The 14,216-nt window shown below is 27.8% G+C and carries 12 protein-coding genes; 3 read left to right on the plus strand and 9 right to left on the minus strand.

Translation table 11 applies throughout. The features are described 5' to 3' along the window. Together AC5SL8_RS05485 and AC5SL8_RS05490 are read left to right on the plus strand one after the other, a co-directional pair. Nucleotides 1-870 carry an efflux RND transporter periplasmic adaptor subunit gene (locus AC5SL8_RS05485; protein WP_494579527.1) on the plus strand — a complete coding sequence of 290 codons (870 nt, stop codon included), beginning with the start codon at nt 1-3 and terminating at the stop codon, nt 868-870. Next, entirely contained in the window at nt 870-3,992 is a 3,123-nt protein-coding gene (locus AC5SL8_RS05490) for an efflux RND transporter permease subunit (RefSeq protein ID WP_494579529.1), read from the plus strand. Before AC5SL8_RS05485 ends, AC5SL8_RS05490 begins: the two co-directional genes overlap by 1 nt. Here AC5SL8_RS05490 and AC5SL8_RS05495 read toward each other — a convergent pair. Together AC5SL8_RS05495 and AC5SL8_RS05500 are read right to left on the minus strand one after the other, a co-directional pair. Further along, nucleotides 3,989-4,588 (minus strand): transglycosylase SLT domain-containing protein, encoded by a 600-nt coding sequence (locus AC5SL8_RS05495; RefSeq protein WP_494579530.1) that lies wholly within the window; start codon nt 4,586-4,588, stop codon nt 3,989-3,991. The genes AC5SL8_RS05490 and AC5SL8_RS05495 overlap by 4 nt on opposite strands. After that, a complete protein-coding gene (locus AC5SL8_RS05500) occupies nt 4,581-4,979 on the minus strand; it encodes a VanZ family protein (protein WP_494579532.1) in 399 nt (132 codons plus the stop codon). Before AC5SL8_RS05500 ends, AC5SL8_RS05495 begins: the two co-directional genes overlap by 8 nt. Nucleotides 4,980-5,013: 34 nt before the next feature. Here AC5SL8_RS05500 and AC5SL8_RS05505 point away from each other — a divergent pair, with 34 nt between their 5' ends. After that, complete coding sequence (locus AC5SL8_RS05505) at nt 5,014-5,730, plus strand: 2,3-bisphosphoglycerate-dependent phosphoglycerate mutase (RefSeq protein ID WP_494579534.1); 717 nt, start codon at nt 5,014-5,016, stop codon at nt 5,728-5,730. Here the strand turns inward: AC5SL8_RS05505 and AC5SL8_RS05510 are convergent. The 7 genes from AC5SL8_RS05510 to polA are packed head-to-tail and all read right to left on the minus strand — an operon-like array spanning nt 5,719 to nt 14,211. Then, on the minus strand, nt 5,719-6,408 hold the full coding sequence (locus AC5SL8_RS05510; RefSeq protein ID WP_494579536.1) for a sugar phosphate nucleotidyltransferase: 690 nt from the start codon (nt 6,406-6,408) through the stop codon (nt 5,719-5,721). The genes AC5SL8_RS05505 and AC5SL8_RS05510 overlap by 12 nt on opposite strands. After that, the gene (locus AC5SL8_RS05515) at nt 6,408-7,370 is read right to left on the minus strand and encodes an aminoglycoside phosphotransferase family protein (RefSeq protein WP_494579538.1); all 963 of its coding nucleotides are present in this window, start codon (nt 7,368-7,370) and stop codon (nt 6,408-6,410) included. The genes AC5SL8_RS05510 and AC5SL8_RS05515 overlap by 1 nt, the downstream gene beginning before the upstream one ends. Next, nucleotides 7,371-7,826 carry a tRNA (adenosine(37)-N6)-threonylcarbamoyltransferase complex ATPase subunit type 1 TsaE gene (gene tsaE / locus AC5SL8_RS05520; RefSeq protein WP_494579540.1) on the minus strand — a complete coding sequence of 152 codons (456 nt, stop codon included), beginning with the start codon at nt 7,824-7,826 and terminating at the stop codon, nt 7,371-7,373. Further along, nucleotides 7,810-9,096, minus strand: coding sequence for an adenosylhomocysteinase (gene ahcY / locus AC5SL8_RS05525; RefSeq protein WP_494579542.1), 1,287 nt, complete (start codon nt 9,094-9,096; stop codon nt 7,810-7,812). The genes tsaE and ahcY overlap by 17 nt, the downstream gene beginning before the upstream one ends. 44 nt (nt 9,097-9,140) lie before the next feature. Beyond that, the gene (locus AC5SL8_RS05530) at nt 9,141-10,679 is read right to left on the minus strand and encodes a sensor histidine kinase (protein WP_494579543.1); all 1,539 of its coding nucleotides are present in this window, start codon (nt 10,677-10,679) and stop codon (nt 9,141-9,143) included. After that, entirely contained in the window at nt 10,679-11,386 is a 708-nt protein-coding gene (locus AC5SL8_RS05535) for a response regulator transcription factor (protein ID WP_494579544.1), read from the minus strand. The genes AC5SL8_RS05530 and AC5SL8_RS05535 overlap by 1 nt, the downstream gene beginning before the upstream one ends. 50 nt (nt 11,387-11,436) lie before the next feature. After that, nucleotides 11,437-14,211, minus strand: coding sequence for a DNA polymerase I (polA, locus tag AC5SL8_RS05540; protein ID WP_494579546.1), 2,775 nt, complete (start codon nt 14,209-14,211; stop codon nt 11,437-11,439). Nucleotides 14,212-14,216: the final 5 nt, after the last annotated feature.

Here is a 14,216-nt window from a genome sequence, read left to right on the forward strand (position 1 = left end):
ATGAAAAGATCAACAAAAATTACTTCAGCAATTATTTCTTTCTTTTTAATTATTACAATTGTGATTGTTGGAAGAACAATGATTGGTAACCATTTTGCGAAAAAGTTTAGTAAAAGACCGCCTCCAGGAATAATCGTTAAAGAAGTTTCATATAAAGATTTTTCTGAAAAAATTGAAAGTTATGGTACTGCAGTCTCAAAAAGAACTGAGTCTTTTAGAATTAAAAAAGATGATTTAACTGGTGAATTAACTTTAAAAGATAATGTAAAAAAAGGAGATTTAATAGTTCAGCTTAAAGATAGAAACATTGTTGCTCCATTTGATGGTGTGCTTGGATATAGAGGTATTACAGGAGATATTCTTGGCTCAGATAATTCTATTATTATAACATTAGATGATAATTCAATTTTATATTCTGATATTAAAATCCCTGAAACATTTGCTTCTTTTATCAAAAAAGATTTACCTGTTAAGGCAAAATTCTCAGGTATGAAAAATAAAGTATATGATGGAAAAATATATGCTGTTTCAAGTAGAATTAATGCTGAAACAAGAAGTTTATTAACAAGAGTTATAATTCAAAATGAAAATTCTGAATTAATTCCAGGGTCCCTTCTAGAAATCAATGTTAATTACAATGAAAGAAACTCTCTTGGGATTCCAGATACAAGCATGATGGTAGAGGGTAGCAAGTATTTTGTTTATAAAGTGTCTGAAGATAATATTGCAAATAAAATTGAAATAGAAATTGGAATTAGAAATAATGGATTTATTGAAATCGTATCAGGTCTTGATGAAGGAGAAATTATTGTTGCTGAAGGGCTAAAGAAAGTAAGACCTAAAGGTGAAATTAAACCAATTAAAAAATAATGTATATAACAGAAGTAAGTATAAGAAGACCAGTTATTGCGTGGGTAATGTCTCTTATATTAGTTGTATTTGGTATTTTTGTTTTTTTTGAATTACCTGTTAGAGAAAATCCTGATGGCTTACAACCACCGGTGGTACAGGTTAGAGTGGATTATAAATCAGCATCTGCATCAATCATTAATCAGGAAATCACTCAAGTAATCGAAGATATTATTGGAGGAGCTGAAGGAATAAAGAATATAGACTCTTCATCTGAAAATGGGAGTAGTTCTGTTAATATTGAATTTAATACTGATATAGATTTAGACGACGCTGCAAATGATATCAGAGAAAGAGTTGCAAGAGTTGTTGATAATCTTCCAAGTGAAGCAAATGCTCCTCAGATATTAAAACAATCTGCTGGGTTTACTACCACAATGTGGTTAGCAGTAACTTCTAATAATTGGAGTGATTTAGAGCTTGGAGATTACACAGAAAGATATTTGGTTGACCAGTTTTCAAGCGTTAAAAATGTTGGTAGAATTAGAACTGGAGGATTAAGAGAATTAAGTGTTAGAGTTTGGATAGACCCTATAAAACTAGCTGCAAACAATCTAACAATTCAAGAGGTTGAGAGGGCATTAAGAAATGAAAATGTAAGTTTACCTGCTGGTACACTTGAGGCAAACAACATAGATTTAACTTTAAATTTAGATAAGTCTTATAATAATATTAATTCCATCAAAGAGTTACCAATTAAAATGTTAAAAGATAGCATTGTTAAACTTTCTGATGTCGCAGTTGTGGAATTTGGACCAGTTTCTGAAAAAACATTATTTAAGGCTCAAACAAAAGAAGCTTTAAATTTAAAAACTGTAGGTATTGGTATTTATGCAAAAAGTGGCGCTTCAACAGTAGAACTATCAAAAGCAATTAAAAAAAAAATAACTGAAGTTAAAAAAACATTACCTGAAGGAGTTAACATTGAAGTTGCTTTTAATAGAGCTGACTATGTTTCTTCAGCTATTAATGAAGTTTACAAAACCCTTCTGGTAGCTTTTATTTTAGTTGTAATAATTATTTATTTATTTCTTGGAAATATAAAAGCGGTAATTGTTCCTGCAATTGCTCTACCTGTGAGTTTAATTGCTTCTTTTTTAGGGCTTTATCTATTTGGACTTTCAATAAATATTTTTGTCTTATTAAGTTTTATTTTAGCTATTGGAATTATTACTGATGACTCTGTAATAATGACTGATGCAATTTATTCTAGAATTGAAAAAGGAGAAAATCCACTAGTAGCTTCTTATAAGGGATCAAAACAAATAAGTTTTGCAATTATTGCTACAACATTAATCCTGGTGGCTGTTTTTCTACCATTAATATTTATTGATGGAATTGCTGGAACATTATTTAGAGAGACCGCAATAGCGCTGTCTTTTTCTATAGTCGTATCGTCATTCGTTGCTCTTACACTATCTCCTATGTTAGCAAGCAAATTTTTAATTAAACAACCGAAACAAAATAAAGTAGTGATTAAATTTGATACTTTTTTTAAATCATTATCAAAATTTTACGAAGAAACTTTAAATTATTGGCTTAATAAACAGAAAATTATAATTTCATTTATTATTTTAACTATCTTGGCTTCTGGTATTTTGTATACATTTACAAAAAAAGAATTGTTACCTTTAGAGGACAGAGGTGTATATCTTGTTCTTGGTTTCACTGATGAAGGAAGTTCATTTGAATACACGGAAAAAAGAGCTCAAGATGTTGAAGAAAGATTAATACCTCTTCTTCAGGCAAAAGATAGTCCGTATAAAAGATTTATTATGAGAGTTCCGGGTTTTGGAAGTAATAGAAATTCATTTAATAGTTTCATAATTATTGCTCTACTAGATGATTGGGCTGATAGAAAAAAAAGTTCCCAAACTGTGATGAGAGAAGCTATTGGAAAAATTGTTACTGTTCCTGAAACTGTAGCTTTTCCAATATCACCTCAATCAATTCGTGTTTCTAATTTTAATAAACCAGTTCAAATGGTTATATTGGGCTCAACTTACGAAGAATTAGAAGTAATTCAAAATATGATAATATCAGAGCTTAGAAAAAATAAACAACTTTCAAGAATAGAGTCTGATTATTCTAGAGATAAGCCTGAGATTAAACTTATTATCAATAAAAATAAGGCTAAAGACTTAGGAATATCAACTGACTCAATTGGTAAGACGTTAGAGACACTTTATGGGGGTAAAACTGTTACAAAATTTGATCAACGCGGTAAAGAATACCCAATTATTTTACAGCAGTACTTGGAGGATAGAAGATCCAAAGAGAGCTTAGCAAAAATATTTGTAAGATCTGATACAACTGGAAAATTAATTTCTCTTGCAAATTTAGTAGAGTTTAAAGAAGAAGGTTCTGCTAAAAAACTAGCAAGATATAATAGACAAAGTGCAGTAACTATATCTGCAAATATTTCAGAAAATTATACATTAAGTGAAGCTATATCTTATTTGGAACAAACAATCTCAAATCTTGGAGTAGAAAATCAAATTACCTGGAAAGGTAAATCAGAAGAATTAAAAGAAACTAGTAATGAATTATTTATTATTTTTGCTTTAGCTTTCTTAACAGCATATTTGGTAATGGCTGCAACTTTTAATTCATTCATTCACCCTTTCATAATTATGTTAACTGTACCGCTGGCTCTTTTTGGTGGATTAGTTTTTATTTTATTCTTAAACAGTTCTATAAATATTTTTTCACAAATTGCTCTGGTTATATTAATTGGAATATCTACCAAGAACAGTATACTTATAGTGGATTATGCAAACCAACTCCGAACAGTTGGTAAAAATATTGAAACATCAGTTAAAGAAGCTTGCCAATTAAGATTTAGACCAATAATGATGACATCAATGAGCACGATGATAGCAATGTTACCACTTGTTATCGGAAACATTGGCCCTGGAGCTGGAGAAGCTTCGCGATTAGCAATAGGAGCAACTATCTTGGGAGGAATGATCATCTCAACATTATTTACTCTTTATGTGACACCAACTATGTATTTGGTATTAGCAAAAAATACTAAACGAATAGATGCTGTTGACATTGAATTAAAAAAACAGCTTCGTTAAAAAATAATATATTTATTTTTATTTAATCTTTTCTGACATTCTTTAAGTTGAGATTTATATTTATCAGATTGATTTTTAACTCTTTTTGCTAATCCTATAACTTTTTGATTATTTTTATAATTTTTATAACCACCCCAACCTTCGTGATATGCAATATATTGTCTAAATGCATCCTGTTTTGAAATTTTTAGGAGAGATTCTGTTTTATCTGTATACCAACCAATAAAATCAACGCTATCCTTAAATCTTGCCCTTGTTGCTAATTTATTACCTGTCTCATTTTTATATTGCTCCCATGTTCCTTTGACTGCTTGAGAATAACCAAAAGAACTTGAGGGTCTTTTAAAGGGTATAATTTTAAATAGTTTTTGTCTTTCTGGTTTTGCTAACCAGTGAAAATCAGACTCCATTTTTATTATTGCCAGTTGAACATAGATTGGGGTGCCCCATTTTTTTTCAGTACTTTTAGCATGTTTATACCAAAGATATCTCTCATTAAAAATTGAACAGCTATTTGATGTATTTTGTGGAATTGAAGAACAGCCTAAAATTAAAGTAAATATTGAAAAAAAAATAAAATTTTTAATTTTAAGCATACCTACTTATCACTTTATAAATAATAACTACAAATATAACACCTGCTAAGTTTCCAAATAAATCACTAAATTCAAATCCTCTGTAAGGAATAATAAGATGAAAAAATTCTAGAATAATTGATAGAAATATTAAATATAAAGATAAAAAATTTATATTTTTAGTCTTATGATAAGCAAAAAAACCAAAAATAGAAAGTAAAGCAAAAGCATAAAAATGATTACTAGATATAATAAAATCTCTAGTTATTTGAGGTTGAATATTTAAGTCATTATAAAGAAAATACCCAAAAATACTGCCTGGAAACAAATAGAGTATAATTAATATTATGTTTAAAAAATAGAATATGAGTTTTGAAAATTTTATTAAATTATTCATAATAATTATATTCATTTTATAGGTTATATAAGTTATTAAAATATATCAAATGCCTCATTTAATTTTAGTTAGACATGGACAAAGTGAATGGAATCTAAAAAAAAGATTTACAGGCTGGGTGGATGTTGATCTCACAGAACAAGGAAAGCAAGAAGCGCTTAAAGCGGGAGAAAGTATTAAAAAAATTAAACTCAATATCGATTATTTTTTTTCATCATTTCAATTAAGAGCCATTAACACACTAAAATTTATTCGAAATACACTGGGAGATGACAAACAATTCATTCGAGCCTGGCAATTAAATGAAAGACATTATGGCTCATTAACTGGATTAAATAAAGATGAGATGAAAGAAAAACTTGGTGAAAAAAAAATTCATGAATTCAGACGATCTTGGGATATTAGACCTGATCCTTTAGACAGAAAAAACCCTTATCATCCTTTAAATATTGAAGTGTATAAGGATATTCCAAAAGAAAATATTCCTGACACAGAGTCTCTTAAAGATACTTATGAAAGAGTCATTCAATTTTACAAAAATGAAATACAAAATAAACTTTTGGATAATAAAAATATTTTAATTTCAGCACATGGAAATTCTATTAGAGCTTTATGTAAATACTTATTTAAATTAGATAAAGACAAAATATCATTATTAGAAATACCTACGGGCAATCCACTTTTAATCGATTTAGATATTTCACTTAATATTAAGGAGTGTTTTTATTTAGATAAAGAAAGAGCTAAAAATTTACTAGTTTTTTAATAGATTCTCGTAAACTTCGAGATTAGTTAAGTGATAAAAATTTTCTAAACTTTCAAAACCATAAAGACTATTACTTTCAATTAAATTATTCCAAATCTCTGATATTGAAAAATTATGAACTGAATAAGATTTAAATAAATCCTTATTTATAATTTGGCATCCTGTATAAATTAAATTATTTAATTTATCTTTTTTAATCATATTATTATTAAGGCTAAAATCACCTGGCAAATTTTTATCAAAGCTAATATTCTTATTTACTAATAAAAGTATATTCTTGATTTTATTTAAGAAGTATAGTTTTTCCATACCCTCTATATCGTTTTTATAATTTTCACCCCATACCGTATCTGGATTAAAAACTAAGAAATCCATGTCTTCTGAAGAATTTACCATATTTAAAACTCCTCCTCCTGTGTTTAAAATATTATTTCCATCTTTAATTATTTTAATTTCAATTTTAAATTTTTTTTCTTCTATAAAGTTTTTGATTTTTTCTTCTAAATAAAAAGTATTTACTAGAATTTTTTTTATGCCTAATGATACTATTAAGTTAATACAATTCTCTAATAATGTAATTTGATTAATTTTTAAGAGTGGTTTTGGTGTTGTTAGTGTTAATGGGTTTAACCTCTTTCCATAACCAGCACACAAAATTAATGCAGTTTTAATTTTCATTAAATTTTTCTCATTTTATTTGAAAAATTATTATCTAATATTTTCTTTAAATCATTAAAAACTGGTTTTTTTTTAATTCTTAGTTCTATTAATCTCCAAGCATAAGGTATTAATTTTAAATATTTTAACTTCTTATCTCTAATAGCCAATCTTGTGAAAATTCCAATTATTTTCATATTTCTAAGAATTGATAAAATTTCGAAATCATTAATTAAATTATACTCATCAATATTTTTTTTATTCAATTTTATATAATATCTAAATATATCTCCTTTTAACTTTTGACTGGTTTTAAATCTAACATCATCAATTAAAGATGCTAAATCATAAGCTCTATTTCCTATCAATGCATCTTGTGTATCTATAACTCCTAATTTTCCATTAAATTTCATTAAATTAGATACATGAAAATCTCGATGAACAAAAACATTATGTTTACATCTTAAATTTCTTGATAAAATTATTATTTGTTCATTAATTTCTCTTTTAAACTTTAAAAATTTATTTTTTTTTACAAATTTTTTAGCATACCATTTGGTAAATAAATTGGCTTCTTCGTGCAATATACTATTGCTATAACGGGGTATCTTATAAATTTTATTTTTAAAATTTATAACTTTATTTTTTTTAATTGTTTGAATTTTTTGAAGAAGCTGAACTGATTTTTTAAATAAGTTTAATTGTTGATTATTATTTTTTTTTAATAGATTAAAAACTGTTTGATCACCAAAATCTTCAATTTCTATAAAATTTTGTTTATAATTTTCACTATAAAGTTTAGGGGCTAAAATTTTATTTTGAATTAACAATTTATTAATTGCATCATAAATTAATAAATTTTTTTCTTTTTCTTTAGATGCATGAACTATAACAGATTTTTTTGTTTCTTTAATCTGTCTATAAAAGGTTCTAAATGATGCGTCACCTTTTAATTTTTTTAATTTATAATTATAAGGCAGCATTTAGTTTTTTAAATTTTTGATAGTTAAAAATCTCTTACTTAAATCATCATTATATTCAAAAAATAATTCTATCTTATCTTCAATATTTTTTTCTATTTTTTCTGGCCATTCAATTAAGGTTAAAACTTCCTTTCTATTTTCTAATAGACCAATATTTTTTATCTCATCAATATTTTTTAGTCTATAAAGATCATAATGTTGAACGGTAAATTTTCCAACATCATACTCATTTACTAAATTAAATGTAGGGCTTGTAATTTCTGTTTGATTTATATTATTTAATTTTTGTAAATTATTAATTAGATGTTTTATAAAAGTTGTTTTACCAACGCCTATTTCACCATGAAATAATACAACATCAGCTTTATTCAATGATATTGAAATTTTTTTAGCTAATTCTGAGGTTCTATCTTCTAATGAGATATCTAGTTTTTCGCTATTAGTAGCGATAAGCATCTGGTTTAAATGGTCCTTCTGTCTCAACGCTTATATAATCTGCTTGTTCTTTAGATAGTTTGGTCAGTTTTGCACCCACTTTTTTTAGGTGAAGCATTGCAACTTTTTCATCTAAATTTTTTGGTAATACATAAACTTTATTTTCATAATTTTTATGGTTATTCCATAATTCTATCTGAGCCATTACCTGATTTGTAAATGATGCGCTCATTACAAAACTAGGATGTCCCGTTGCACAACCTAAATTCACTAGTCTACCTTTGGCTAATAAAATAATTCTCTTACCGTCAACTAACTCAATCTCATCTACTTCTGGTTTAATTTCAGACCATTTATAGTTTTTTAAAGCATCAACTTGAATTTCATTATCAAAATGTCCAATATTGCAAAGTATTGCTCTATCCTTCATTTTTCTCATGTGATCAGCTGTAACAATATCTTTATTCCCAGTTGCTGTTACAATGATATCAGCTTTATCGATAGCATCATCCATTAACACAACTTCATATCCCTCCATTGCTGCTTGAAGTGCACAAATTGGATCTGCTTCAGTGACCATTACTCTAGCACCGCTATTTCTTAATGATGCAGCACTACCTTTACCAACATCACCAAAGCCTGCAACAATTGCAACCTTTCCTGACATCATAACATCTGTAGCTCTTCTAATACCGTCAACCAAACTTTCTCTGCAACCATATAAATTATCAAATTTTGATTTTGTAACTGAGTCGTTAACATTAATTGCAGGGATCATTAAAGAGCCCTCTTTTTCCATTTTATTAAGTGCTTTAATTCCTGTAGTAGTTTCTTCTGAAAGACCTTTTATTTCTTTTAATAAATCCTTGTATTCGTTGTGCATAATTGCAGTTAAATCACCACCATCATCCAATAACATATTAGCTTTCCAATCTTTTTTTCCTTCAATGGTTTGTTTTATACACCAAAGATATTCCTCTTCTGTCTCGCCTTTCCAGGCAAAAACTGGTATGCCTGCTTTTGCTATGGCTGCCGCTGCATGATCTTGAGTTGAAAAAATATTACATGAAGACCATCTCACTTCAGCTCCAAGCTCAACAAGTGTCTCAATTAAAACAGCTGTTTGAATTGTCATATGAAGACAACCAAGAATTTTTGCACCCTTTAAAGGAGTTTTTCCTTGATACTCCTCTCTTAAAGCCATTAGTCCTGGCATTTCACTTTCTGCAATAGAAATTTCTTTTCTACCAAATTCTGCTTGTGATATATCTTTTACTTTAAAATCATCCATTGAACGGTTTTCTAGCAGTAAAAAATTGATTTATCAACTTATGTTTAGGCTTTGGGGAATATAATTTCAATATTTGCACCCTTTCGTGCTGTATTGTTAGCAGCACTGACTGAAGCACCGTGTAGTTCAACTAAATTTTTCACTATGTTTAAACCTAAACCTGAATGTTGACCAAAATTATCTGGTCTATTACTATAAAATCTATCAAATATTTTTTTTGTATTAGTTTCTTTAAATCCTTTACCTTCATCTATAACCTTTAAAATGATACCATTTTTATCATCTTTAAAAATTTCAACTAAAATTCTTTTATTGTCCTCACTAAATGAAATTGAATTATCAAGCAAATTTGCAATAATTTGTTCAATTCTATTTTCTATTCCATTTATACAATATTCGTCATAATTATTTAGATCATTTAGTATTATTTTTATGCCCCTTTTAGCCTCATAAATATTGTTGAAATCATCAACAACAGATTGTGCTATTGTTTTAAGATTAATTCGTTTCATCTTTTCTTTACTTAAAGCGACCTCGTCCTTCAACATTTGAGAATAATCAGTAATTAATCTCTCAATTCTTTGAACATCATGATTAAGAATGTTAATTAATTTACTTCTTTGAGATTGATCAACAGTTTCGTTTAGAATTTCAGATGCACTTTTTAATGATGTTAAGGGGTTTCTTATTTCATGAACAAGATCCGTTGAAAAGTTTTCTGCATGGGAGATTCTTTTTTGAAGCTCACTTGTCATATCATCTAAAGAATTTGATAAAGTTCCCAATTCATCATTTCGATTTTTCAGTTCGTTTATATTTGTTTTCTTCCTGCTCTTTTCTTTAATTATTTTTGTATAGGTTACTAAACTTTTTATTGGTTTTAAAAAATATCTATTTAATACAAAAGAAAAGATAAAAATAACAATAACAATAAAAATTACTGTTCTTAAAATAAAAGTTTTTCTCTCATCAATAGCTAACTTTACATCGTTGGCATTTTCTGTAATTACTAAATAGCCAATATTTTTACCATCCAATATTACATTGTTTATTGTTGTCAGTAGGAACTGGTCATACCCTTCTTGTACAAAAGTATAAGGTTTTCCATAATCCTTAGACCATGAATAATTTGTTAAAATATCTTTTAAAGAAATAGTTTTTTCCTTATTTATATTTTTCGTTTCAACTATTTTATTGCTTTTTTCTTCATTTAAAGTTTCTAATTGAACAATGTCTAGTCTATTTGAAAATGATCTTGGGTCTAAATCTAGAGTATCAGTATCTCCCACTAGATTAAATTGATTATCAAATAGAATAACTCTATCTAAATTTTGAAATAAAAATCTTGTTGAAAATAAAAATCTTCTAATATCTTCTTCTTCAAATTTTATATTTAGTCGAAGTATGTGTTCAATGGTATTATTGATTATTTTAATATGTTTGGTAGTTTTATTTTTAATTAAGATTGGTTTAACATTGCTAATATACAAAAATGCTAGACTACCAATTACTAAAAAAATTATTAAATTTATAAATAAAAATTTTTTTAAAATTGATAAGCTTTTTATGAAATTTGTGAACATCAACTAACGTTCCATCTGTATCCACTACCATATCTTGTTTCAATTGCAGTAAAATCAGGATCAACTTTTTTAAATTTTTTTCTAATTCTTTTGACATGGCTATCTATAGTTCTATCTTCAATGTCAGTATCTTCTCTATAGGCTATGTCCATTAACTGTGCACGTTCCTTGATTATGCCTGGTCTTTTGGCTAACTCTTTAACTATTAAAAATTCTGTTGTTGTAAGTTTATCTGGTAACTGCTTCCCATTCCATTCACATTCCAGTTGTGAAGGATCAAGTTTAAGTCTTCCATGAGAAATTATACTCTTGGTCTCTTCAAGGTTAACATTGATATCCTTTTTTCTTAGCTGAACTCTTATTCTTTCAATTAAAACTTTTATGGAAAATCCACCAGATTTTTTTATAAAATCATCTGCTCCTAATTTTAACCCTAACAGTTCATCTATTTCATCTTCTTTCGATGTTAAAAAAATTACTGGCAGAGAAGTTTTTTTTCTTAATTTTTTTAAAAGTTCTTCACCATCCATTTTTGGCATTTTAATATCAATTACTGCTAAATCTGGTGGTGTTCTACTTAGTCCAATTAATGCACTTTCGCCATCAATATAAGTTTGAACCTTGAAACCTTCTTTTTCAAGCGCAATACTTATACTTGTAAGTATATTTCGATCGTCATCTATTAAAGCGATTGTTTGTGTTTGCATAATCTACTTTAAAAATACTAAATTGTTCTAATTTAGGCAATGTTCATTAATTAATGAAGTACTCCCCAATTATCACCCGTATTTATATCCACTGTTAATGGGATTGAAAAAGCATGCAAATCACTATTCGTAACACTGGTCATCTCTTCTTTGATGATCTTAGTTATATTCTTTGCCTCTTTTTTTGGAACTTCAAAAATTAACTCATCGTGAATTTGTAGCAGTATCTTTGACTTATTATTTTTTATTTCTTTAAACTTTTGATCAATTCTAATCATTGCAAGTCTCATAATTTCAGATGCCGAACCTTGAATTGGCGCATTAATTGCAGCTCTCTCTTGAAAATTTCTAACATTAAAATTCTTATCATTAATTCCATTAAAGTGTGATCGTCTTCCAAAAACATTGTTTACATATCCACTCTTTCTACAAAATTTAATAGTGTCATCCATATAAACTTTTATTTCTGGAAATTTAGCAAAGTATGCTTCTAAAAATTCATTAGCCTCATGATTTGAAACATTAATTTGTTTTGCAAGACCATATTGTGAAATTCCATAAATAATACCAAAATTTATTGCTTTTGCTTTTCGTCTCATATCTTGGTCTACTTTTTTAATATCAATATTAAAAACTTGGCTAGCTGTAAGTGTGTGAATGTCCTCATTATTTTTAAAAGCTTTTTTTAACTCCTTAACATCAGCTAAATCAGCTAAAATTCTCATTTCAATTTGATTATAATCTGCTGAGATCAATGTAAACCCTTTTTCGGATATAAAGGCTTTTCTTATATCTTTACCATCTTCTGATTTAATAGGAATATTTTGTAAATTTGGATCACTTGAAGCTAATCTTCCAGTTGTTGTTGCAGCTAATAAAAATGAAGTATGTACTCTTTTTGTGGAAGGATTTATATGTTCTGGTAATGCATCAGAATATGTATTTTTAAGTTTAGATACCTGTCTCCAATCTAAAACTAATTGTGGGAATTTATGTCCTTTAAATGCCAAATCTTCAAGTACACCTGCATTTGTTGCAAAACTTCCTTTTTTTGTTTTCTTAAGGGCAGCTATTTTTAATTCATTATAAATTATTTCACCTAATTGCTTTGGTGAGGCAATATTAAATTCTTTTTTTGAAATTTTAAAAACTTCTTTTTCTATTTTATTAATTTTTTTCTCGAATTTTTCGGATAGTACTTTCAAAAATTTATTATCAACTTTTATCCCTTCAATTTCCATAAAGGCTAGTATCTCAATTAAAGGTTTTTCAAAAATTTCATAAATATTAGTTAATTTTTCTAATTTAAGATTTTTATTAAAAATTTTATATAATCTATAAGTAATATCCGCATCTTCAGCAGCGTACTCCATTGCCTTATCAAGTTCGACATCGCTGAAATTAATTTCTTTTTTTCCGGTACCCACTATTTCCTTAAATGAAATTGTTTTATGCTGTAAGTGGATCTCAGATAATGTATCCATATTATGTCTGTTTTTTCCCGCATCAAGCACATATGACATCAGCATTGTATCTTCCATTGAATTCATTTTTATTCCCTGCTTGTACAAAACAATAAAATCAAATTTAATATTTTGGCCTATTTTTTTTACACTCTTGTCCTCCAAAAGTGGCTTTAATTTTTTAATTACAATATTTTTATCTAAGCATCCGTCAAATTTATGTGCTATTGGAATGTAACAAGCTTTTCCAATTTTTGTGCTTAGCGATATTCCAACAAGATCTGCTTGATGTGCATCCAGTGAACTTGTTTCAGTATCTATTGCTAATTCACCAGCCTCCTCAGCTTCATTAATCCATTCTTCTATCTCTTCTTCGTTACTAATAAGATGGTAATTTTTCTTACTTATATTTTGTTGTTTTTCTTTTACTGAGCTTTCTGTTTTAGTGGTTACTAATTTAGGTTCACCATACGCAGAAATGACTGAGCTAAGAAGTCTATTAAATTCCATTTCTCTTAAAAATTTATATAGTTTCTCCTTATCTATTTCTTTTAATTGAAATTCCTCTATCTTTCTTTGAGCTGGAGCATCCTTCATAAGGGTTACTAGTTTTTTACTAATAATTGCCTTATCTTTATTTTCTATAAGAGTTTCTCTTCTTTTATTTTGTTTTATTTCATGAGCATTATCTAATAATTTTTCAAGAGTTCCGTATTGATTAATGAGTTCTGCAGCAGTTTTTACACCTATGCCTGGAACTCCAGGAATATTATCACTACTATCTCCAGCTAATGACTGAACATCAATTACTTTTTTTGGCTCCACACCAAATTTATTCATTATGTCTTCTGGGGTAATAAATTTATTCTTCATGGGATCAAATAAACGAACATCTTTTCTATATAGTTGCATTAGATCTTTATCTGAAGAAACTATCGTAACCTTAGCTCCTTTTGCCAATATCTGTTCTGTATAAGTTGCTATCAAGTCATCAGCTTCATAATTTGGGAGATCAACTGATGGTAAATTAAATGCTAGGACTGATTTTCTTATATATTCAAATTGCGGTGCTAAGTCATCGGGTGCTTCTGATCTATTTGCTTTATAATCTGAATAAATTTCATTTCTAAAAGTTTTTCTAGCTGAATCAAAAATTACTGCAAAATGAGTTGGTTTTTGTAAATTTTCATTTGATTTTGAATCCTCTAATAATTTAAATAACATACTACAAAATCCGCTTACTGCTCCAACCGGCAGTCCATCACTTTTTCTGGTTAAGGGTGGAAGAGCGTAGTAAGCTCTAAAGATATAACCTGAACCATCAATTAAATAAAAGTGATCTGTTTTTTTAATTTTATCCATTAAGT

The sequence above is a fragment of the Candidatus Pelagibacter sp. PS_41 genome (genome assembly GCF_059417725.1).